The sequence below is a fragment of the Pseudomonas sp. JZ134 genome (genome assembly GCF_051027695.1).
Taxonomy (GTDB): Bacteria; Pseudomonadota; Gammaproteobacteria; order Pseudomonadales; family Pseudomonadaceae; genus Chryseomonas; species Chryseomonas luteola.
The window spans coordinates 2,801,723-2,824,556 of record NZ_CP069250.1; the positions used below are offsets into that span (position 1 = coordinate 2,801,723).

The following is a 22,834-nucleotide window of genomic DNA, read 5'->3' on the forward strand; positions in this document are numbered from 1 at the left end:
TATCGACTGCCTGGGTAGACGGCGGTTCGACAGATCTCGGTACGCCAGAAATAAAAGAACCGCCATAAAGGCGGTTCTTTGTTTACAGCAACTGCTTACAGCGGGCGCATATGCGGGAACAGAATTACGTCACGGATCGACGGAGAGTCGGTCAACAGCATGACCAGACGGTCGATACCGATGCCCTCACCTGCCGTTGGCGGCATGCCGTATTCCAGCGCCGCCACGAAGTCGGCATCGAAATGCATGGCTTCGTCATCACCGGCGTCCTTATCGGCCACCTGAGCGTGGAAGCGCTCAGCCTGGTCTTCCGCATCGTTAAGCTCGGAATAGGCGTTGGCGATTTCACGGCCACCGATGAACAGCTCGAAGCGGTCAGTCACACTTGGATCGTCGTCGTTACGACGGGCCAGCGGAGAGACTTCGAACGGATACTGAGTAATGAACGTAGGCTGCTCCAGTTTGTGCTCGACCAGCTCTTCGAAAATCATGGTTTGCAGCTTGCCAAGCCCTTCGAAGCCCTTGACGTCCGCACCGGCCTTCTTGGCAATCGCACGTGCTTTCTCGATGTCACGCAGATCATCAGCGCTGATCTCGGGGTTGTACTTCAGGATCGAGTCGAACACGGACAAGCGTGCAAACGGCTCACCGAAGTGGAAGACCTTGCCCTGGTACGGCACATCGGTGGTACCCAGAACCGCCATGGCCAGCTCGCGGAACAATTCCTCGGTCAGGTCCATGTTGTCTTCGTAATCGGCATACGCCTGGTAGAACTCAAGCATAGTGAATTCAGGGTTGTGCCGAGTCGATACGCCTTCGTTACGGAAGTTGCGGTTGATCTCGAACACGCGCTCGAAGCCACCTACTACGAGGCGCTTCAGATAAAGCTCTGGAGCGATACGCAGGAACATATCGATATCCAGCGCATTGTGATGCGTCTCGAAGGGCTTGGCTGCCGCACCGCCTGGAATGGTCTGCAGCATGGGCGTTTCGACTTCGAGGAAGTCACGATCCCGCAGGAACTGGCGAATGTGAGCGATCACCTGCGAGCGTACACGGAACGTATGGCGGACGTCGTCGTTGACGATCAGGTCGACGTAGCGTTGACGGTAGCGCATCTCGGTATCGGTCAGGCCGTGATGCTTGTCAGGCAGAGGACGCAGAGACTTGGTCAGCAGACGAACATTGTCCATGTCTACATACAGGTCGCCCTTGCCGGAGCGGGCCAGTGTGCCCTCGGCCGCGATGATATCGCCCAGATCCCAGGTCTTGATGGCTTCCAGCGTTTCCGCTGGCAGCTTCTTGCGGTCTACATAAACCTGAAGCCGGCCGGTCATGTCCTGAAGAACCATGAACGCACCGCGGTTGAGCATGATGCGGCCAGCAATCTTGACCTTGATGCCCGCTTCGGCCAGCTCTTCCTTGCTTTTGCCTTCATAGGCTTTCTGCAGGTCCGCACAGTAGCTGTCGCGGCGGAAGTCATTCGGGAACGCGATGCGCTGCTCGGCGCGCAGGGCTGCAAGCTTTTCCTTGCGCTGGGCAATCAGCTTGTTGTGTTCCTGCTCTTGGGCATGTTGGTCTAAAGGTTGTTCGCTCATGGTCTGGGTATTTCCATCACGGGATCAGCCCTCCCCTGTCGGAGAAGGCGTTTAAGGTAGTGTTACAGGCCCTGCTTGAGGCTGGCCTCGATAAACTCGTCCAGGTCGCCGTCCAGTACCGCATCGCAGTTGCTGTTCTCGATGCCGGTACGCAGATCCTTGATCCGAGACTGGTCGAGTACATAGGAGCGGATCTGGTGGCCCCAGCCGATATCGGACTTGGAGTCTTCCAACGCCTGGGAAGCGGCCGTACGTTTCTGCATTTCCTGCTCATACAACTTGGCCCGCAGCATTTTCATGGCGGTGTCCTTGTTGGCGTGCTGGGAGCGCTCGTTCTGGCAGCTGACCACCGTGTTGGTGGGCACGTGGGTGATACGCACCGCCGAGTCCGTGGTGTTAACGTGCTGACCACCCGCGCCGGAGGAACGGTAGGTATCGATCCGCAGGTCGGCTGGGTTGATCTCGATTTCGATGTTGTCATCGATCTCCGGCGAAACGAAGACGGCTGTAAACGACGTGTGGCGGCGGTTGCCCGAATCGAATGGACTCTTGCGAACCAGCCGATGTACGCCGATCTCAGTCTTGAGCCAGCCGAACGCATACTCACCCTTCACATGAACGGTTGCGCCCTTGATCCCTGCCACTTCACCTTCGGAGAGCTCCATGATGGTCGTCTCGAAGCCGTGTTTGTCTGCCCAGCGCAGGTACATGCGCAGCAGCATATTGGCCCAATCCTGAGCCTCAGTGCCGCCGGAGCCAGCCTGGATATCAAGGTAGGCATTGTTCGGATCCATCTCGCCACTGAACATGCGACGGAACTCGAGCTTCTCGAGAATCTCGCGCAAACGCTCGACCTCGGTGGCTACATCGTTGACAGCGCCTTCGTCATTTTCCTCGGCAGCCATTTCCAGCAGGTCGTTTGCATCGGCCAGACCACCGGAAAGCTCATCAAGGGTTTCGACCACCTGGGCCAGCTGGGCGCGTTCTTTGCCAAGGCTCTGAGCGTACTCAGGCTTGTTCCAGACACTTGGATCTTCGAGCTCGCGCTCAACTTCGGTCAAACGATCTTTTTTATGATCGTAGTCAAAGATACCCCCGAATGGTCTGGGTACGTCCGGTGAGGTCTTTGATACTGTTCAGAATCGGGTTGATTTCCATGGCTGGCAATCACTCGCGGAAAACGTGGAAAAGCCTGCGAGTATACTGCAACCGGCTCCGATCCGGCAGCCTTTGCCGGTGTTTGTTCGTCCCTCCGTTATTCAGCCCCTCCGAATGGCCTACAGCAGCATGGAAAAGCACTGCTGCAGGCTCCGGTCGACTCATGCCGCTTGGCGCCTACCGGTACGACATCCGATACAGGCGGCACAGTTTACAGCGCGGCCTACACAGCCCAGACCTTTGAGTGCGCTTAATCTGCGTGAATATCGACATGACGGGTCTCACGCAGGAACAGCAGGCCTACCACCAGACTGCCCCCAGTAATAAGCACTGGATACCACAGGCCATAAAAAATATCGCCGGTATACACGACAAGCGCAAAGGACACGGTAGGCAACAGACCGCCGAACCAGCCGTTGCCAACATGGTATGGCAGCGATAGCGAGGTATATCGGATACGGGTCGGAAACAGTTCCACCATCAATGCTGCCAATGGACCATACGTCATGGTAGCGATCAAAATCAGCGCAACGATCAACAGCACGACCATGCCCTGATTGATGGCCGCCGGATCAGCCTTTTGTGGATAACCGGCTGCGTCCACTGCTGCGCTCAGGGTAGCCGCATCATAACCGCGTACTTCCTGTTGCCCTACCCGTACGACGATCTCACTGCCAGCGGCACCTTCAGCGGTCTGATAAGGCAGGCCGCGCTTTACCAGAAGTGCCTTGACCCGATCGCACGGACTGTCGAAGCGTGCCTTGCCGACAGGATCGAACTGGAAGGTACAGGTGGCAGGATCCGCCTCGACGGTAATCGGTGCCTGCCGGCTGGCCATATCAATCTCCGGATTGGCGTAATGCCCCAAAGCCTTGAAGATTGGAAAATAGCAAACCGTTGCCAGCAGCAGTCCTAGCATCATAATCGGCTTGCGACCGACCTTATCGGACAGCCAACCAAAAAAGACAAAGAAAGGCGCACCGATGACAATCGAGATGATAAGCAGCGTATTAGCCAGGGCGGCGTCCATCTTGAGCATTTGCGTCAGAAAGAACAGGACGTAGAACTGCGCGGTATAAAAAGTTACTGCCTGGCCGGCATTGATGCTGAATAACGCAATCAACACAACGCGCAAATTGCTCCAGCGGGTGAACGAATCCCTAATAGGAGAATGGCTCGTCTTGCCTTCGGACTTCATTTTGAGAAACGCCGGGGACTCGTGCATCGACAGACGAATCCAGGTTGAGATACCCAACAGCACAATCGAAAACAGGAACGGCAAGCGCCAGCCCCAGGTTTCGAATGCGTCACCGGTCAGCTTCCGACAGACCAGAATGACCAGTAGCGAAAGCAGAAGCCCAAGGGTTGCTGTTGACTGAATCCAACTGGTATAGCTACCCCGCTTGCCAGCCGGTGCGTGTTCAGCCACATAAGTGGCGGCTCCTCCATATTCGCCACCCAGCGCCAGCCCCTGAAGCAATCGCAACGTAACTAACAAAATGGGGGCGGCAAGTCCGATGGAGGCATAGGTAGGCAACAATCCAACCCCAAAGGTAGAAACACCCATCAATAGGATGGTTGCCAGAAATGTATATTTGCGGCCGATCTTGTCGCCTAGCCTGCCAAAGACAAGTGCACCAAACGGCCTGACCAGAAAGCCCGCCGAAAAAGCCAGCAGGGCAAAGATGAAGGCGGTAGTTTCGTTGACACCTGCGAAGAACTGCTTGCTGATCACGGCCGCCAGGGCGCCGTAAAGAAAAAAGTCATACCACTCGAACACGGTCCCCAAAGAAGAGGCAAAGATAACCTTGCGCTCTTCACGGGTGCTGCTGACGGTGCGGCTGTAGCCGCTGGCCTGGGCATACTCTGCCATGCTTGTCTCCCGACCCTCGTGGGGTCTCAGTGTCTGTTGTCATTGTTATTCACTGCGGGACGCCAGAACCTCATACGGCCTGTTCAAGCGGTACTGCCTTCGTTGAGATTGCCTTGTGTTGCTCAGATTGCCAGCCGCTCCGGCTCACGTCGGATCGTCTGGGCAGCATGGGTCAGCCGCTCGTCTCGCTGGCTTGCCACTATCAGTTCGGCCGCCTTCTGCGCGATCATCAACGTAGGTGAGCAGGTATTACCCGACACGATAGTGGGCATGATCGACGCATCGGCAATACGTAGCCCCGGTATCCCATGAACGCGCAACTGAGCATCCACGACCGCCTCGGGACCTGCCCCCATCTTGCAGGTCCCCACAGGATGAAAGATGGTAGTACCAATACTGCCGGCAGCCATTCTTAGCTGCTCCTCTGTCTGAAAGTCCGGACCCGGCAGGTACTCTTCCGGTGCATAAGGTGCCAGGGCCGGCGAGCCGACAATACGTCGTGTTAGACGAATAGCATCGGCAGCGACCTTGAGATCCGCCTCATGGCTGAGATAGTTCGGCTGGATCAGCGGCGCAGCATCCAGTTCTGCCGAACGAATTTCCACTCGCCCCCGGCTCTCTGGCCGCAGGTTGCACACTGAGGCCGTGAATGCTGGAAAGGTGTGCAGCGGCTCGCCGAAGCGATCCAGCGACAATGGCTGAACATGGTATTGCAGATTGGCAGACGGTTGGCTCGGCTCGGAGCGAGCGAAAGCACCCAGCTGGCTCGGCGCCATGGCCAGCGGGCCGCGGCGTCCGAATGCGTACTGCAGGCCCATGTTCAGCTTACCCCATAGGCTACTGGCCATTTGATTGAGCGTATGAATACCCGAGACCTTGTAGATCAGACGTAACTGCAGGTGATCCTGAAGGTTTGCACCAACGCCGGGCAGTTCATGTTGAACACCAATCCCGAGCCGCTCCAATAGCGGTCGCGGGCCAATACCCGAGCGCTGCAAGATGGCGGGAGAGCCTATGGCACCGCTGCACAGGATAATTTCCCGACGCGCGATAAAGCGCTGCAATTGCCCCTTCCGTACGACCTGAACGGCACGGGCCCGTCCGTCCTCCAGGATGACCCGATCCGCCTCGGCATTGGTCACGATCGTTAGGTTGGCTCGCTGCCGGACAGGCTTGAGAAAGGCCTTGACTGCGTTCCATCGAACTCCGCTACGTTGATTGACCTGAAAGAAACCACAGCCTTCATTGTCACCCGTATTGAAGTCTTCGACCGAAGGAATGCCCGACTCTGCCGCTGCGCGACGGAATGTTTCGAGAATATCCCAGCTCAGGCGCTGTTTCTCGACGCGCCACTCACCACCCGCCCCATGCAGCTCAGACGCTCCTGCGTAGTGATTCTCCATGCGCCTGAATAGCGGCAAGACATCCTGCCAACCCCAACCGGCATTACCCGCAGCCGCCCACTCGTCATAGTCACGCGCCTGACCACGCATATAAATCATGCCGTTGATAGAAGAGCAACCTCCCATCACCTTGCCGCGCGGATAACCCAGCGCCCGCCCGTTGAGACCAGGTTCGGGCTCGGTCTTGAAACACCAGTCAGTACGGGGATTATTGATACAGTAGAGATAGCCGACAGGGATGTGAATCCAGGGATAGGTATCACGGCCGCCCGCCTCTAGAAGCAACACGCGAACCGAAGGATCAGCCGATAGCCGATTGGCCAGCAGGCAACCGGCAGGACCTGCGCCAACGATGACATAGTCGTATGAATTCGGAAGAGTGGTCATCAGAACATCTGCTCTTGTTGTACTTGTTATTGCTCTTCATGCTAGACGGAGTATTTCAGAACAAGAACAATCATTTTCAGGCAGCCGTTGTTCAAAAATGCACAGCAGTTACCTAGGTGAGGAGTCACGCGAATGTTCAACTGGGACGACCTCCGCTTCTTTCTGGAATTACAGCGCAGCGGGCGCTTGCTATCCGCGGCCAGGCGTATGGGAACCAGCCACACGACCGTCGCTCGGCACATCGAATCGCTCGAACGCACCCTGGGCACGCAGCTTCTCGTTCAGCACACCCAGGGGTATCAGCTCACACCAGCCGGTCAGGCATTACTCAAGCATGCCGAGGCCATGGAGGAATCCGCCCTTCTGGCGCAGGAAGAAATGACCTGTAGCGTAAATCCCCTAGGCCAGGTTCGCCTTGGGGTGACGGAAGGACTGGGCACGGGCTTCCTGGCCGGGCGGCTGGCAACCTTACTGGAGCGCTATCCGGGCCTTGAAATCGAGCTGGTCTCGGTTCCCCGCTTTGTCAGCATTACTAACCGGGAGGCGGATATTGCCGTTACGCTCGAACGGCCCAGCGCTGATCTGGTCATCGCTCGAAAACTCAGCAGCTATTGTCTCCAACTGTACGCCAGTTCAGCTTATCTGGAAAAAGCGCCTCCCCTTCACTCACGGGAAGATCTCTCCCGCCATCGCTGGATTGGCTACGTAGACGACCTGATATTCACCAAAGAACTGCTTTTTCTCCAGACAATGTGCAAGCACCCGCAAGTAGCGTTCCGGAGCACCAGCGTGCTGGCTCAGCAAATGGCGGCTCAGGCGGGAATCGGCATTGCCATCCTTCCCTACTACCTGGGAAGCCGCGATCCCCTGTTGATACCAGTCCTGCCGCAGGAGCGCGTCATTCGGCACTACTGGATATCATCGCGCCGAGAACTTCATCGAACGGTGCGGCTGCGCGTTGTCTGGGATTTTCTGGTTGGCCTGTGCGAGCAACACCAACATGTCTTGATGGGCCAGGCCGCCGAGCAAGACGGCCCGGACACATGATCAGCCCTTGGCCTTGCTATCCAACTCAGCCCGGAGGGCGGGATCCAGGTTCAGATGACGCGCCAGCTCGTCTAGATAGGCCTTTTCCATCACTTGCTGATCATCGGCCATCAACAGACTTGCCAGGTAAATCTCGGCAGCCATTTCCGGCGTCTTGGCGCTGGCAGCAATTTCGGCAGGGTCCAGCGGCTTATTGATTTCCTGACGCAGCCAGTTCTGAAGCTCAGGATCATCTGCATGTCGATTCATTTCGTCATCAATGAGCTTACGCTCCTGATCATCGATATGCCCGTCTGCCTTGGCTGCCGCAATAAGTGCCTTCAGAATGGCCTGACTGTGCTGCTCCACCTTTCCTTCCGGCGCACGATCTACTGTCTGAGGCTCGGCCTGAGGCGCATTGGCCTGGCTTTTCTGCCAGTTTGTATAAGCCTGGTAGGCTAGCGTACCCAGCGCGACCAACCCACCATACTTGGCCATCCGGCCACCTCCCATACGGGTGGCGCCCTTGCCGCGCAAAAGCATCCCCAACACACTGGCGGCCAGCGCTCCGCCGCCTGCACTCGACAGCATGCCGCTCAGAGGGTCTTTCGACGAAGGGGTTTGAGACTTCGCATTACCTTGATTCAACTTTCCAAGTGCACCGGACAGGCCGCCCTGCTTGGCGAGCATGTCCTGCCCTGTCTTGAGTAATTGATCCAGCAGGCCACGTGTTTGCATCATTGCTCTCCAGATAATGGTAGATACCTATTAGGGCAAGACACACCGGCAGATGGTTCATGCAGCGGAGCGCTCTTCTGCTGCGAGATATTGCAGGGACGCTTGGAGGGAGGATTAAACAGGGCGAACCTACTGGAAGCTCGCCCTAACAGGGTCAATCGAACGATAGCGGCTTGCGAAGGGGCGTATCCCGGTGTGCCGCGCGAACGTACTGTGCGGGCCAGGAAACCTTGTCGCGCAATGCTTCAGCGGCCTGCAGCGGCCAGTGCGGATCACGCAGCAGTTCGCGTGCCAGCAGTACCACATCGGCCTGACCGGTACGAATGATGTGCTCAGCCTGGGCCGCATCGGTAATCATGCCCACGGCGCCACTGGCAATCTCAGCCTCCTTGCGAACCCGCTCTGCAAATTGCGTTTGATAACCTGGGCCTACCGGGATTTCGGCGTTTGCCGCAGTACCTCCCGAGGAAACATCAATCAGATCGACACCCAGGGGTTTCAAGCGCTTGGCCAGCTCTACCGTCTCGTCTACATTCCAGCCATCTTCTACCCAATCGGTTGCCGATAACCGAACAAAGACAGGCAGCTCATCAGGCCAGACTGCTCGAATGGCTTGTGTAACCTCCAACAGGAAACGGATACGGTTATCGAAACTGCCACCGTATTGATCGCTACGCTGGTTTGAAATCGGTGAAAGAAACTGATGTAGCAGATAACCGTGGGCCGCGTGGATTTCAGCAACCTTGAACCCGGCAGCCAGTGCGCGCTCGGCTGTTGCGACAAAGGCTTTGGTGAGACCGGCAATATCCTCAGCATCCAGCTCGGTAGGACGTGTGTGCTGGGGGTCAAAGGCTATCGCTGACGGAGCTACGGGAACCCAGCCACCTTCAGCGATGGGAACGCTGCCGTGCTTGCCCTCCCAAGGACGCCACGTACTGGCTTTACGCCCGGCATGGGCAATCTGGATACCCGGTACCGCGCCCTGTGACTGAATGAATTGAGTGATGCGGCGCAGCGGCTCAATCTGCTCGTCCTTCCATAAGCCCAGATCCTGCGGAGTAATACGTCCTTCTGGCGTAACGGCAACAGCTTCACTGATGACCAGACCCGCGCCACCAACGGCACGGCTGCCCAGGTGGACCAAGTGCCAATCATTGGCGAAACCGTCTTCGCTCGAATATTGGCACATGGGGGAAACTACAACGCGGTTCGGAAGCGTCAGTTGGCGAAGGGTAAAAGGCTCAAAAAGTTTGCTCATGATCGCTCTCGGCACAAGGACTTGAATCTATTAGAGCCTTACTTTGCCGGAATGATCAATTCGATAGCAATGCAACTATTTTTATGAGGCCTATTACTTCACTTGGGCGTCAGGTGAACCACAATCAGCTGCACGCTTTCCTGACCACGAAATTCGTTCACATCCAGGCGGTAGGCGGCTTCGACCCAGCGAATTTGCGGATTCGGCCAGACCTCGCAATTAATGTTGAACGCAATGCCGTCCAGTTGAATGCCTCCGCACTCACTCTTCAAAACCAGCTTCAAATGCCGCTCACCTACAATACGCTGCTGCACGACCTCAAACACACCGTGAAACATCGGCTCGGGGAAATGCTGCCCCCAGGGGCCAGCATGCTTGAGTGCACGTGCAATCTCCAGTTGAAAATCGCAGGTTTCCAGCGAACCGTCCGATTGCAAACGCCCTGTCAGGTCATCCTCGACCAGATGCCGTCTGACTTCCGCATCGAAAGCCGCAGCAAACGCACCGAAATTCTCTTGAGGCAGTGATAGCCCCGCTGCCATGGCGTGCCCGCCGAACTTAGTGATCAGCCCAGGATGACGCGCCGCAACAGCATCCAGCGCATCACGGATATGAAACCCTGGAACCGAACGCGCCGAGCCCTTGAGCATGCCGTCACCGGCATCGGCAAAGGCCAGCGTGGGCCGGTGGTAACGTTCCTTGAGACGAGATGCCAGAATACCAATGACGCCCTGATGCCATTCGGGATCAAACAGACATAATCCGAACGGCATATCGTCTCTGGGTAACTCCTTGAGCTGCGCCAAGGCCTCACGCTGCATGCCCTGCTCGATCAGCTTTCGATCCTTATTGAGCTGGTCCAGCTGGACGGCCATGTCTCGTGCAAGGGCTTCGTCCTCGCACAGCAGGCACTCGATTCCAAGCGACATATCATCCAGCCGCCCCGCCGCATTCAGGCGCGGCCCCAGAATAAATCCCAGGTCAGTAGAAGTAATCTTACCCGGTTGCCGCCCAGCCACCTCCAGCAATGCTCTGAGCCCCGGACGAGCGCGACCGGCACGTATACGCGCTAATCCCTGATGGACCAGAATCCGATTATTGGCATCCAATGGGACCACGTCGGCAACACTGCCCAGCGCAACTAGATCCAGCAGCTCAGCCAGATTAGGTTCTTTGATGTTCAGCGCATCGAACCAGCCCTCTTCACGCAGCCGCGTCCGCAGTGCAAGCATCACGTAGAAGATAACGCCCACGCCAGCAATGCACTTGCTGGGAAACTCACAGGCAGGCTGGTTGGGGTTAACGATCGCATGAGCAGCAGGTAACTCATGGCCCGGCAAATGGTGGTCGGTCACCAGCACGCGCATTCCTGCGGCTTTGGCAGCCTCGACACCGTCTATGCTGGAAATTCCGTTATCCACGGTCACCAGCAGGTCAGGCTGGCGCTCCCGGGCAACCGCGACGATTTCAGGTGTCAGCCCATAACCGTATTCAAAGCGATTAGGAACAAGGTAATCGACCCAGGCGGCACCCAGACTGCGCAAGGCAAGAACCGCCACACTGGTAGCGGTTGCGCCATCAGCGTCAAAATCACCCACGACCAGAATGCGTTGACGCTTGGCCAGCGCATCGACCAGCAATTCGATGGCGTCATCCATCCCCTTGAACAACCGATAGGGATGTAACCGCGCCAGCCCTTTTTCAAGCTCATCAGCACTCTTCACGCCACGCGCGGCATAAAGACGGGTCAGTAGCGGCGGAAGATCACCCAGATCGGGCAATTCATCCGGCAGGGAACGAAGTTCGATACGCATCGATTACTCAAGTATTACAACAGAAATAGAGAACAGGCCGAACAGACGGCTCAAGCCATGGATAGATTCAAGATGCGTCTGCTTCCATGGCTTTTAAAGCGTTTTCCGATGAATCAACGCTCACCCATCAACCAGTCGAGATGAAGCTCGTGTTGACCACGCTCGTCCGTCACGAACACAGTCCCCTCACTGATCATTACGCTCCAGCTGATCGAGCGTGGCAGATCAGTAGCCAATGCAGCCAGCGGCTCAACAGGCACCGCTGCAATGTTCAGGTTCTTCAGCATCTTCACCGAATCGACTACCTTGCTCTGCCAGACCCGCAAATTGCCATAGGCAAGCAAGCTGACCCGCTCCGCACGGCGAGAACACCAGACCAGGCGCTCAGCATCAGGCTGCCCTACTTCAATCCAATGCAGTACACGATCATCGAGACTCTTTTCCCAAAGGGCAGGCTCATCTACATCGGAAAGTCCCCGACCAAACCCAAGCTGCTCGCCGTACCACAAGGCGTACCCCAGGATGCGCACAGCCAGACGCTCTTCGGTTTCGGAGGGATGACGAGCAACGGTAAAACGCAGGTTCTCGTAGACGCTGCGGTCCAGATCCGTCAGGTTAAGTTCAACTTTATAAGGCGTGGCTTGCAGGGCCATGAATGTCCGCTCGAAAGTAAAGCTGACCAGTGTACCGTGAAAACGCCTGAAAAGTGGCTTGCTCAGACAGGCTGGCTAATGACACTTCGATTCTTGCCGAGCCCCTTGGCTTCATATAATCCCTTATCAGCCAGGGCAATCAGCGAATCAAGCACATAACCCGCCTCCGCCGAACTGGCTACACCAATGCTGATACTCAAGGAAACCCCTGCTACCCGTGAGCATGAAGCAAATTCCTTCCGTATCCGCTCAGCCATTTGATACGCCGCTTCAGTAGTGGTGTCTGGTAGCAGGCACGCAAACTCTTCGCCGCCCAAACGACCAAAAACATCACGTTTTCGAAGCCGCATCCTGGCCACCTCACAAAAGGCTACCAATGCTTGGTCTCCAGCCTGATGACCATGCCTGTCATTGAGCTGTTTGAAATTATCCATATCACACAGTAGCAATGTCACAGGGCTATGCTGAACCTGGCAGTGACGCAGCATGTTTTCGCTGTCTTCGACGAAGGACCGTCGATTGCCAATACCTGTCAGCGAGTCCGTCAACGAGGCTTGCCGGTAACGCCTCTCCGTTCGTTGCTGCACCATGGCTGTCGCCGCAAACGTCAGACCAATGCTGTACAACAAGGTCTCGAGCAGCAGAAACGCCGCAAAGTCGATTCCATGACTTTCCCCGGCGAACGGCAGTGAGCGATCCAGAAAGAAACGACCGACATAAAAAACACTGTGCAATCCAAACAGACTGAACAAGGCCGCCAGCGATACCTGATTTTCGTTCCGGGAGCGCCAGAGTTCATAACCTGCCAACACGGTATAGCTGACAATTACCAGCGAGCTCAGTTGAATTCGCGCAGCCAGCGAGCCATAAAAGGCGGGAATCAGACAGGCAAGCAACCATAGGACACTTCCAGCCCACACTCCGGACCAGAATACTCGTCGTCCGGAAAAAGCCCGCATGGCAGTCCACCCCATGGCATAACAGACATGAACAAGCACGTTTCCCAGCACGATAGGCAACGCATCCATTCCTCGTCCACGCAGGCTACCTATTACCAGCCCCAGCGCGCCCGACCATAGCATCACACACAGAAAGCCCAGAGTTGCCTCGCGGCTCCCTCTTGCCCATGCAAATAGCATCAGCACGCCAAGCAGAACGAGTACATACACATTGGTCACAAGTAGCGTAGGCATGCTCAAAGTCACGGCAGCCCTCCTGGCAGTACGCGTGTCAATCAAACGAGCAAGGGGAAGCTGGTCAGGAGCGAATGCCAGAACAGCATCCGCTCCTGAACGCTATTTAGAGCGGCTTGCCGCGATTACCATGTTGAGCGACAAAAGCCTGTACCGCCTCAATGGCGTTAGGCAGCACAGTGCAGCGCTCCTCGCGCTGGAATAGATCGCTCAGGTGAGCCGGAAGCTCCAGCGCCTTACCAATACCGGCCTTCTCGACTGCGTCAGGAAACTTGACGGGGTGTGCTGTTCCCAGCACTACCATCGGTGTAGACAGGTTACGACGACACTCTCGCGCCGCCTTGACGCCAATTGCCGTATGCGGATCAAGCACCTCGCCGGTACGCTTGAAGACATCAGCGATGGTAGCGCACGTGTCTTCATCACTTACCGCCAATGAATCAAACAGCTTACGCGCTTCAACCCAACGATCTTCTTCAACGGAGAGTTTGCCCGTGGCCTTGAACGTGCTCATCAGCTCGGCCAACGCCACACCGTTACGTCCGTGCAGGTCGAACAACAAACGTTCGAAGTTGGACGACACCATGATATCCATGGAAGGCGATAGCGAGGCGTGCAACGTTTCCTTGAAATACTGGTTGCCGCTCATGAAGCGATGCAGGATATCGTTGCGATTGGTTGCTACAACAAGCTGACTTACAGGCAGCCCCATGTTACGCGCCAGGTATCCTGCGAATATATCGCCAAAGTTACCGGTCGGGACCGAGAACGCTACGGAGCGCGCCGGGGCACCCAACTGCAGCGCTGCATGGAAGTAGTAAACGATCTGGGCCATGATGCGCGCCCAGTTGATCGAGTTTACGGCAACCAGACGCGTGCCCTTGAGGAAGCTCTGGTCGGCAAAACTCGCCTTCACCATCTCCTGGCAGTCATCAAAATTGCCTTCGATGGCGATGTTATGGATGTTTTCGCCAAGGATGGTCGTCATCTGGCGACGCTGGACCTCAGATACACGCTGGTGAGGATGCAGAATGAAAATGTCTACATTTTCACAACGACGACAACCCTCGATAGCGGCAGATCCCGTATCGCCCGAGGTGGCACCGATGATCACGACGCGCTCGCCCCGCTTGAGCAGGATATGGTCCAGTAGACGACCCAACAACTGCAGTGCGAAATCCTTGAACGCCAGGGTTGGGCCATGGAAAAGCTCCATCACCCATTCATTGGCATTGAGCTGACGCAGCGGCGCAATCGCACTGTGAGCGAATGCGCCATACGTTTCCTCAAGAATCTGTTTGAAGTCGGTATCGCTGATACTGCCCTCAACGAACGGGCGCATGACGCGGAACGCCAACTCGTGATAAGGCAGCCCAGCCCAGGAAGCAATCTCTTCCTGAGTAAACCGCGGCAGATTTTCCGGCACATACAGACCTCCGTCACTGGCCAGGCCAGCCAACAGAACGTCTTCGAAATTCAACGCTGGCGCATTGCCGCGGGTGCTGATGTAACGCATCGATTTAACCTTCAATTAGAGCAGCTGATAGCCGGATCCATCATCCGGCCGGCCTGGATCAGTTCAGATGTTCGACTCGGATACGAACAACAGCCCCTACCACATCCTCAAGTGACTCAAGCGCCTTGATGGCTTCATTCATATGCTGTTCATGTACCCGGTGGGTCAGCAGAATCATGGGGATCAAGCCGTCATGTTCTTCGGCTTCCTTTTGCATGATCGACTCTATATTGATGCCACGCTCCGACAGGATACTTGCCACCTGGGCCAACACACCTGGATGGTCCTTGGCTTGGATACGCAGGTAGTAGGCGCTCTCACAGGCTTCGATAGGCAATACCGGATGATCGGACAAAGCGTCAGGCTGGAAAGCCAGGTGCGGAACGCGATTTTCCGGATCTGACGTCATGGCACGTACCACATCGACAAGATCAGCCACTACGGAAGAAGCCGTTGGCTCCATACCAGCGCCTGCGCCATAAAACAGTGTCGAACCCACCGCATCGCCATTGACCATGACGGCGTTCATTACCCCATTTACGTTGGCAATCAGGCGATCGGCTGGAATCAGGGTGGGATGAACACGTAGCTCAATACCCTTCTCGGTGCTGCGCGCAACGCCCAGATGCTTGATGCGGTAACCCAGCGCCTCGGCATAACCAACGTCGGCCGTGGTCAGCGTGGTAATGCCTTCGGTGTAGGCCTTATCGAACTGAAGCGGAATACCGAAGGCAATGGATGCCAGAATGGTAAGTTTATGCGCCGCATCGATACCTTCAACATCAAAGGTTGGATCCGCCTCGGCATAACCGAGCGCCTGGGCTTCCTTGAGTACATCTTCGAACGTACGGCCCTTTTCGCGCATTTCGGTCAGGATAAAGTTGCCAGTACCGTTGATGATTCCCGCCACCCAATTGATGCGGTTAGCCGCAAGACCCTCACGCACAGCTTTGATAACAGGAATGCCTCCAGCAACCGACGCTTCGAAGGCTACGATGACGCCTTTTTCACGCGCCCTGGCAAAAATCTCGTTGCCATGCACTGCGATCAACGCCTTGTTTGCGGTAACCACATGCTTGCCGTTGTTGATTGCACGCATGACCAATTCACGGGCCACTGTGTAACCACCAATCAGCTCGACCACCACGTCGATTTCCGGGTTATCCACCACAGCGAACACATCGTCGGTAATCGGGGTAATACCGGTATCACACTTGGGATTAGGACGACGCTGAGCAATCTGTGCTACTTCAATACCACGGCCGGCACGACGTGCAATCTCTTCAGCGTTTCGTTTGAGCACATTGAAAGTACCGCCACCCACGGTACCCAGTCCGCAAATACCCACTTTTACCGGTTTCACGCTTTATTCCCCTGCTGTAGGCCTCGGTAGAACACCCGGGCTGATAAAAACTTGGAAACGGAGTTTACCTCAAGCACGCCGCTTGGCTGCCACGTATCGCTCAGGCTTATCGTCAAGACCAAACGGCCGAGCTTAGCTCGGCCGTCATGACTGCACTATACCTATTTACCGGCTGCCAGCGCGTCATTTACCAATTCTGACGCTGGCTGGTAACCAGGGATCATATGTCCATTGGCAAGAATAATGGCAGGCGTGCCCTGAATGCCAATCTGTTGCCCCAAAGTGAACTGCTTCGCAACCGGATCATCACAGGAAGCAGCCTTGATTTCCTTACCCTCGAACATGCGCTCCATCGCCTCGGCCCGATCCTTAGAACACCATACTGCCTCAAGCTGCTTATACCCCGCCGAATTTAAACCCTGACGCGGGAATGCCAGATAACGCACCTCGATACCCTGCTTGTTCAACTTGGGAACTTCGGCGTGTAGTTTCTGGCAATAAGGGCATGTGGTATCCGTAAAAACGGTAATGTGAGCTTTCGTCTCGCCCACTGCCGGAAAGACGACCATCTGCTGCTTGTCCAAACCATTGATCTGCTTGGCCACTGCTGCATTTTCAGCCTGTTCCGTCAGGTTAACGGCGTGACCGTCCTTATACTGGTACAGGTATCCTTGAACGATGTATTGCCCATCAGCACTGGCATACAGGATACGCCCGCCCTTGAGCTGAACCTCATAAAGGCCTTCAAAAGGACTTTTTCCAATCGACTCGATACCCAGATCAGGCTGTAATGCACTCAAGGTCTTACGGATAGCCTGCTCGGATTCAGCCATTGCAAAGGTACTTGCGAGCCCCAGGCAAACCGCCAGCACCAAACGAGTAATGCGCATGAATAACTCCTGTGAACAATAGCTGCCAGCCTACCACAGAGGCCGACCCTACAATTTAACCGCGAGGATGATGTTCCGCATGCAAAGCCTGCAAACGAGCCCGGGCGATATGCGTGTAAATCTGGGTTGTCGAAAGGCTTGAATGGCCTAAAAGCATTTGTACGGTACGCAAGTCAGCACCATGGTTGAGCAAATGGGTTGCAAAGGCATGGCGCAGCGTATGGGGTGAAAGCGGCTTATCGATACAGGCCACCTGGGCGTGCAGCTTGATGCGGTGCCAAAAGGTCTGCCGCGTCATTTCAGTCCCACGCAGGCTCGGAAACAGCACATCAGATGCCAACCCGTTCTGTAACAGGCCGCGCGCTTCCTTCACATACCGCTCCAGCCAATTGATAGCCTCCTCCCCCAGAGGAATCAGACGCTCCTTGTTTCCCTTGCCAAACACCCGCATCGAGCCCTGTCGCAAATTTACCTGCTGAAGCGTCAACCCAACCAGCTCGCTGACTCGAAGACCCGTTGCATACAGTACCTCCAGCATGGTTCGATCACGCAAGCCCAGCGGGTCATCAGTATCCGGTGCGGCAAGCAATGCCTCGACATCTGCCTCGGACAAGCTTTTGGGTAGAGGAGCGCCAAGGCGAGGCATATCGACCTGTAGCGTAGGATCAACATCGATCAGTCCTTCACGAACCGCATATCGATAAAAACCACGAACGCTCGATAGAAAACGCGCTGTTGAGCGTGCCTTGTAACCCTTGTCCAGCCGCCAGGCCAAGTGATCAAGAATCATCTCTCGACCAGCTTTTTCAAGCGAAACGCCCTGCTCCGTCAACCAGGCGTTGAACTGCCCTAAATCATTGGAATAGGCGTCACGCGTGTGTTCGGATAAGCCTTTCTCAAGCCATAAGGCATCCAAAAATCGATTGATGTACGGATGATCTCGCATCGGCAGTGTTACAACTCAGGAGTGTTGAGGGAAGTCCGGCAGAACAGCGACGGGACGCTTATCCTCATCGATCGCAACAAAGCTAAAAGCACCACTGATCGCCAGTTCACGTCCTTCGTTATACATACTCTCGAGGTAAACCTCGACACCCACCTTGATGCTGGTATTACCCACTTTTATCACTCGACCAATCAGCTCAACGATAGAGCCACCTGGAATGGCGTGATTAAAATCGATACGGTCGGTCGATACCGTTACCAGCGGCAAACGGCAAAACCGTGTCGCCGTAATGAAAGAGACTTCATCCATCCACGCCATCGCCTGCCCGCCAAACAACGTGTGATGATGATTGGTATCAGGAGGAAATACCGCTTTGGCCACGCGCGTTTCAGACAGCTCTGTTCGGCGTGCGATTTCTTGCTCTCTAGGGGTCACGGACATCCGGGAACTCGCTTAGCTAACTCACCATATTGACTTTTCATCCATGCAACAAAAAAGCAGCCCTAGGGCTGCTTTTTTGTGGAATCGCTGAATTAAGCCAGCTTTTCCTTGATACGTGCTGCCTTGCCAGACAGTTCGCGCAGGTAGTACAGCTTGGCTTTACGAACATCACCGCGACGCTTGACGCTGACGCTGTCGATCATGGGGCTGTAAGTTTGGAAGGTACGCTCTACACCTACACCGTTGGAAATCTTGCGAACGGTGAAAGCACTGTTCAGGCCGCGGTTACGCTTGCCAATTACAACGCCTTCAAAGGCCTGCAGACGCTGACGGTCGCCTTCCTTTACTTTTACTTGAACGATTACGGTATCACCGGGCGCGAAAGCCGGGATTTCCTTGTTCATTTGTTCAGCTTCAAGCTGTGCAATAATCTTGTTGGTCATGCTAGTGTGCTCCTAAGACAAGCCGTCAGACCTGCCATCGATACGTTAACTATCGTCCTGTTGACGAAGGAATTCCGCCAACAGCTTCTGCTCTTCTCCAGAAAGCGAGCGTCTTTCCAGAAGATCAGCGCGCCGTTTATAGGTCCTTCCAAGGGACTGCTGTAAACGCCAACGCCGGATATGCTCGTGATTACCACTGAGCAGCACATCAGGTACCCGCCGTCCCTCATACACCTCAGGTCGAGTGTAATGAGGACAATCGAGCAAACCGTCCGTAAACGAGTCCTGCTCGGCGGAATCTACATGCCCCAACGCTCCAGGCAGTAGCCTCGTCACCGCATCGATCAGGACCATTGCTGGCAGCTCGCCGCCAGACAGCACATAGTCACCAATCGACCATTCTTCATCAACGTGCGCTTCAATAAAGCGCTCGTCGATACCTTCGTAACGACCAGCGATCAGAATGAGGTGTTCTTCTTTCGCCAGCTCCTTCACCCCTTGCTGCGACAGCTGTCGCCCTTGAGGGGAAAGGTAAATTACTTTTACCGAGCCCTCAGCCTTGCTGCGTGCATTATTCAATGCCCGCTCCAATGGCTGAATTTTCATCACCATGCCGGGACCACCCCCAAAAGGACGATCATCAACAGTCTGATGCCGGTCTTCGGTATAGTCCCGCGGATTCAGGCAATTGAGTTGAAGTAACCCCTGCTTGACCGCACGACCGGTAATTCCGAAATCACGGACGGCTGTGAATACTTCAGGAAAGATACTGATGACGTCGACACGCATGATTTAAAAATCCGCGTCCCAGTCAACCCGCATCTCACCTGCCACTAGATCAATCGATTTGACGAATTGCTCCAAAACATAGGGCAACAGGCGTTCGCGATCGTCCAGACTGCCGACACATGGCTTTACCACCATGACATCGTTGGAACCAGTCTCAAGCAAATGATCCACCACGCCGAGCATCTGCCCTTCTTGGTTGATCACTTTCAGCCCTTCGAGCTGGTACCAGTAGTAATCACCTTCGTTCAGGCCTGGAAGCTCATGGCGAGGCACACAAATTTCGAACCCTGAAAGGGCTCGTGCCTCTTCGCGATCATCCAGACCTTTAAGCTTGGCCGTCAGGACTTTGCCGTGAAGGCTGCCCTTTACCAAACTTACCTTGCGGATTTCGCCATCACGACGTAGGGTCCAATGACGATACTCCAGCAGATTGTCCAAGGGGTCGGTGAAGGAATAGACCTTCACTTCGCCACGCACGCCATACACCGAGACAATCTTACCGAGGACAACCAGGTCCTCTTCAGGCGCAGGCGTCTGACTCATAAATTTCAGGCAGTTGCCTTAGCAGAGTCCTTGAGCAGCTGAGCAACGCGCTCAGACGGCTGTGCACCGTGGCTCAGCCAGTAGCTAGCGCGCTCGGAGTCAACAGACAAACGGATTTCATTACCGGAAGCAACCGGATTGAAGAAGCCGATGCGCTCAACGAAACGACCATCACGGGCGTTACGGCTGTTGGTCACGGTCAGGTGATAGAAGGGGCGCTTCTTGGAGCCACCACGGGCAAGACGGATGGTTAACATGTGAACTTTGTTCCTGTAGTCGGTGCTTTACAAATGTTACGCACGCTGGGCCTCAGGCCCGAAAGGCCGCATATTCTAAGGATAATCCGAGCGATTGCAAACTCTTTTTCCCTATCTTATGCAGGGCTGATCGCCCAACGGCAGCAACCTGGGGATTTACAGCTTGGGCATTCCTCCTGGGAACATGCCGCCCATGCCACGCATAAGCTTTGACAAGCCGCCTTTTGAGGTCACCTTTTTCATCATTTTCTGCATCTGCTTATGCTGCTTGATGAGGCGGCCTACATCCTGTACCTGGGTTCCAGAACCCATGGCGATTCGACGCTTGCGCGAGCCGCTGATCGTCTCTGGATCACGGCGCTCAGCAGGCGTCATGGAGTCGATAATAGCCTCCATCTGCTTGAACTGTTTTTCGGCTGCTCCCTGAGCATTTCCCATCTGGGACAAATTGACACCACCCATCATGGTAGGAAGCTTGTCCATAAGCGAGCCAAGGCCGCCCATACTTTTCATCTGGCGAAGCTGGTCACGGAAGTCTTCCAGATCGAACCCTTTGCCCTTCTTGAGCTTCTTGGCCAGCTTTTCGGCTTTTTCTTTATCCAGGTTCTGCTCGGCCTGCTCGATAAGGCTGAGCACATCGCCCATACCCAGAATACGGGAAGCAATACGATCAGGATGGAAAGGATCCAGCGCCTCGCTCTTTTCTCCCATACCCAGGAATTTGATCGGCTTGCCTGTAATGGCTCGCACGGACAATGCCGCACCGCCACGGGCGTCACCGTCGACCTTGGTCAGCACGACGCCTGTCAAGGGAAGCGCGTCATTGAAGGCCTTGGCGGTATTAGCCGCGTCCTGACCCGTCATGGCATCCACAACAAACAGCGTTTCGGCAGGCTTGATCGCGGCATGAACCTGCTGAATTTCAGCCATCATTTCTGCATCGACATGCAAACGACCAGCGGTATCCACGATTACGACATCAATGAACTTGAGCTTGGCTTCACGCACAGCGGCTTCGGCGATCGCAACAGGCTTTTGGCTGATATCGGAGGGATAGAACGTAACGCCGACCTCATGAGCCAAGGTTTCCAGCTGCTTGATCGCGGCAGGACGATAAACGTCAGCAGAGACAACAAGAACGCTTTTCTTCTTGCGCTCTTTCAGGAAGCGCGCCAGCTTGCCTGCTGTAGTGGTCTTACCTGCACCCTGCAGACCGGCCATGAGAATAACGGCCGGTGGAGAGACATTGAGAGCCAGATCTTCGTTTGCAGCCCCCATCAGCTCTTCGAGCTCGGCTCGAACGATTTTCACGAAGGCCTGGCCAGGAGTGAGGCTCTTGGAGACTTCAGTGCCTACGGCACGGTCCCTGACCTTATTGACGAAATCCTTGACGACCGGCAACGCCACGTCCGCCTCAAGGAGCGCCATGCGCACTTCACGCAGCGTGTCCTTGATGTTGTCTTCGGTCAATTTTGCCTTGCCAGTGATATGGCGAAGGCTCTGTGAGAGTCTATCTGTCAGGTTTTCAAACATGCAAATGCGTCCAAAACTGGCGGCAGGTTGTGAAGTATAACGAAGAGGACGTCGGCTGGCATCGTCTACAGTCTTCCTTGAACACTGGCATCTGTGCCAAACTCATCTGCTTTCGGCTCAGTGATTCAAGGATTTATGTCATCCCTGTTGCCCAGCCTGACGGCTGCCCTTCTCTATAGTGTCGCCACGGCCTATCAAAGTGTGTGTCTGACCACGCGCAAGCGTCCCAACAATACCCTTTTGGTCTCGTTGGGCGTAGTAGCGTTGCTCGCCCATGGCGCGGCCTTGTTCATTCAGCTGATTCTACCCAGCAGTCTTTCGCTGGACTTTTTTGATGCGTCCAGCCTGATCGCGGCGGTAGCCATACTTTTGATTCTGCTCGGCTGCATCCGCATGCCGCTACAGACATTACTGGTACTGATTTATCCTCTAGGAGCCATCACGACGCTCCTGGCTGACGTGTTACCGTCGGGCACTGTTCAACCGATCGATATTACGCCGGGCATATTAACCCATGTCCTGCTCTCGATTGTTGCCTACGGTCTGTTAACACTGGCTGTTTTTCAATCGTTGCTGCTATTGATTCAGGACAGGCAGCTCAAGAACAAGCACCCATCGGGGCTGATCCGGAGCTTCCCCCCTCTGCAAACCATGGAAAGCCTGCTGTTTGGTTTTCTGTGGGCGGGTTGGGCTGTATTGTCCTTGTCCCTGATTTCCGGCTGGCTGTTTCTCGAAGACATGCTTGCCCAGCACCTGGTGCACAAGACGGTTCTGTCCTGTGTGGCGTGGGTCCTGTTTGGCGTCCTGCTGTGGGGGCGTCATCGCATGGGCTGGCGTGGACACAAGGCCATCCGCTGGACACTGGCCGGCTTCTGCCTATTGATGCTCGCGTATTTCGGCAGCAAGCTGGTACGTGAATTCATCCTGCACATCTGAAGATCGCCTCATAGGCCCTTTGCCCTTCGCAAGCCTTGCCGTTTCCGGCAAGGCTTGTCCATAATCCAAAGGCTTA

General features: G+C 55.4%; 21 protein-coding genes. 2 read left to right on the top strand and 19 right to left on the bottom strand.

From position 1 onward, the window contains the following. Positions 1-95 precede the first annotated feature (95 nt). From lysS to JQR86_RS13080, 4 genes are all read right to left on the bottom strand, one after another. Complete coding sequence (gene lysS / locus JQR86_RS13065) at positions 96-1,598, bottom strand: lysine--tRNA ligase (RefSeq protein WP_010797608.1); 1,503 nt, start codon at positions 1,596-1,598, stop codon at positions 96-98. A gap of 62 nt (positions 1,599-1,660) precedes the next feature. After that, a protein-coding gene (gene prfB, locus JQR86_RS13070; protein WP_100217761.1) for a peptide chain release factor 2 occupies positions 1,661-2,756 on the bottom strand; the annotation gives its coding sequence in 2 pieces (ribosomal slippage) (positions 1,661-2,683 and positions 2,685-2,756; 1,095 coding nt in all). Positions 2,757-3,006: 250 nt separating this feature from the next. Then, positions 3,007-4,629 (bottom strand): MFS transporter, encoded by a 1,623-nt coding sequence (locus JQR86_RS13075; RefSeq protein ID WP_010797606.1) that lies wholly within the window; start codon positions 4,627-4,629, stop codon positions 3,007-3,009. A 122-nt stretch (positions 4,630-4,751) separates the two neighbouring features. Continuing rightward, positions 4,752-6,419, bottom strand: a complete 1,668-nt coding sequence (locus JQR86_RS13080) for a GMC family oxidoreductase (protein ID WP_286787061.1) — start codon at positions 6,417-6,419, stop codon at positions 4,752-4,754. Between the two features lie 132 nt (positions 6,420-6,551). On the opposite strand from JQR86_RS13080, the gene JQR86_RS13085 reads away from it, so the two are divergent. Next, positions 6,552-7,466, top strand: a complete 915-nt coding sequence (locus JQR86_RS13085; RefSeq protein WP_312270112.1) for a LysR family transcriptional regulator — start codon at positions 6,552-6,554, stop codon at positions 7,464-7,466. On the opposite strand, the gene JQR86_RS13090 is transcribed toward JQR86_RS13085, so the two are convergent. The 15 genes from JQR86_RS13090 to ffh all read right to left on the bottom strand — a co-directional run bounded on the left by JQR86_RS13090 (position 7,467) and on the right by ffh (position 21,822). Continuing rightward, positions 7,467-8,183: a tellurite resistance TerB family protein gene (locus JQR86_RS13090; RefSeq protein ID WP_010797603.1), complete on the bottom strand. Its 717-nt coding sequence runs from the start codon at positions 8,181-8,183 to the stop codon at positions 7,467-7,469. A 154-nt stretch (positions 8,184-8,337) separates the two neighbouring features. Next, positions 8,338-9,441: an NADH:flavin oxidoreductase/NADH oxidase gene (locus JQR86_RS13095; protein WP_010797602.1), complete on the bottom strand. Its 1,104-nt coding sequence runs from the start codon at positions 9,439-9,441 to the stop codon at positions 8,338-8,340. A 98-nt stretch (positions 9,442-9,539) separates the two neighbouring features. Further along, positions 9,540-11,255, bottom strand: a complete 1,716-nt coding sequence (gene recJ, locus JQR86_RS13100) for a single-stranded-DNA-specific exonuclease RecJ (RefSeq protein ID WP_010797601.1) — start codon at positions 11,253-11,255, stop codon at positions 9,540-9,542. Between the two features lie 113 nt (positions 11,256-11,368). Continuing rightward, positions 11,369-11,908 carry a YaeQ family protein gene (locus JQR86_RS13105; RefSeq protein WP_010797600.1) on the bottom strand — a complete coding sequence of 180 codons (540 nt, stop codon included), beginning with the start codon at positions 11,906-11,908 and terminating at the stop codon, positions 11,369-11,371. A 62-nt stretch (positions 11,909-11,970) separates the two neighbouring features. Beyond that, positions 11,971-13,113, bottom strand: coding sequence for a diguanylate cyclase (locus JQR86_RS13110; RefSeq protein ID WP_434153692.1), 1,143 nt, complete (start codon positions 13,111-13,113; stop codon positions 11,971-11,973). Positions 13,114-13,207: 94 nt separating this feature from the next. After that, on the bottom strand, positions 13,208-14,617 hold the full coding sequence (gene thrC, locus JQR86_RS13115) for a threonine synthase (protein WP_434153694.1): 1,410 nt from the start codon (positions 14,615-14,617) through the stop codon (positions 13,208-13,210). A 58-nt stretch (positions 14,618-14,675) separates the two neighbouring features. Further along, the gene (locus JQR86_RS13120) at positions 14,676-15,980 is read right to left on the bottom strand and encodes a homoserine dehydrogenase (protein WP_010797597.1); all 1,305 of its coding nucleotides are present in this window, start codon (positions 15,978-15,980) and stop codon (positions 14,676-14,678) included. A gap of 161 nt (positions 15,981-16,141) precedes the next feature. Then, entirely contained in the window at positions 16,142-16,870 is a 729-nt protein-coding gene (dsbC, locus tag JQR86_RS13125) for a bifunctional protein-disulfide isomerase/oxidoreductase DsbC (protein WP_010797596.1), read from the bottom strand. 55 nt (positions 16,871-16,925) lie between these two features. Next, on the bottom strand, positions 16,926-17,816 hold the full coding sequence (xerD, locus tag JQR86_RS13130; RefSeq protein WP_372238859.1) for a site-specific tyrosine recombinase XerD: 891 nt from the start codon (positions 17,814-17,816) through the stop codon (positions 16,926-16,928). A 15-nt stretch (positions 17,817-17,831) separates the two neighbouring features. Continuing rightward, the gene (locus tag JQR86_RS13135) at positions 17,832-18,251 is read right to left on the bottom strand and encodes an acyl-CoA thioesterase (RefSeq protein WP_074827621.1); all 420 of its coding nucleotides are present in this window, start codon (positions 18,249-18,251) and stop codon (positions 17,832-17,834) included. Positions 18,252-18,349: 98 nt separating this feature from the next. Then, the gene (gene rplS / locus JQR86_RS13140) at positions 18,350-18,700 is read right to left on the bottom strand and encodes a 50S ribosomal protein L19 (protein WP_010797593.1); all 351 of its coding nucleotides are present in this window, start codon (positions 18,698-18,700) and stop codon (positions 18,350-18,352) included. Positions 18,701-18,745: 45 nt separating this feature from the next. Further along, positions 18,746-19,489, bottom strand: a complete 744-nt coding sequence (gene trmD / locus JQR86_RS13145) for a tRNA (guanosine(37)-N1)-methyltransferase TrmD (RefSeq protein WP_010797592.1) — start codon at positions 19,487-19,489, stop codon at positions 18,746-18,748. Positions 19,490-19,492: 3 nt separating this feature from the next. Continuing rightward, positions 19,493-20,032 (bottom strand): ribosome maturation factor RimM, encoded by a 540-nt coding sequence (rimM, locus tag JQR86_RS13150; RefSeq protein WP_010797591.1) that lies wholly within the window; start codon positions 20,030-20,032, stop codon positions 19,493-19,495. 5 nt (positions 20,033-20,037) lie between these two features. Continuing rightward, positions 20,038-20,289, bottom strand: coding sequence for a 30S ribosomal protein S16 (gene rpsP, locus JQR86_RS13155; RefSeq protein ID WP_010797590.1), 252 nt, complete (start codon positions 20,287-20,289; stop codon positions 20,038-20,040). A 156-nt stretch (positions 20,290-20,445) separates the two neighbouring features. After that, on the bottom strand, positions 20,446-21,822 hold the full coding sequence (gene ffh, locus JQR86_RS13160; RefSeq protein ID WP_010797589.1) for a signal recognition particle protein: 1,377 nt from the start codon (positions 21,820-21,822) through the stop codon (positions 20,446-20,448). Between the two features lie 135 nt (positions 21,823-21,957). Here ffh and JQR86_RS13165 point away from each other — a divergent pair, with 135 nt between their 5' ends. Next, entirely contained in the window at positions 21,958-22,758 is an 801-nt protein-coding gene (locus tag JQR86_RS13165; RefSeq protein WP_010797588.1) for a cytochrome C assembly family protein, read from the top strand. Positions 22,759-22,834 lie beyond the last annotated feature (76 nt).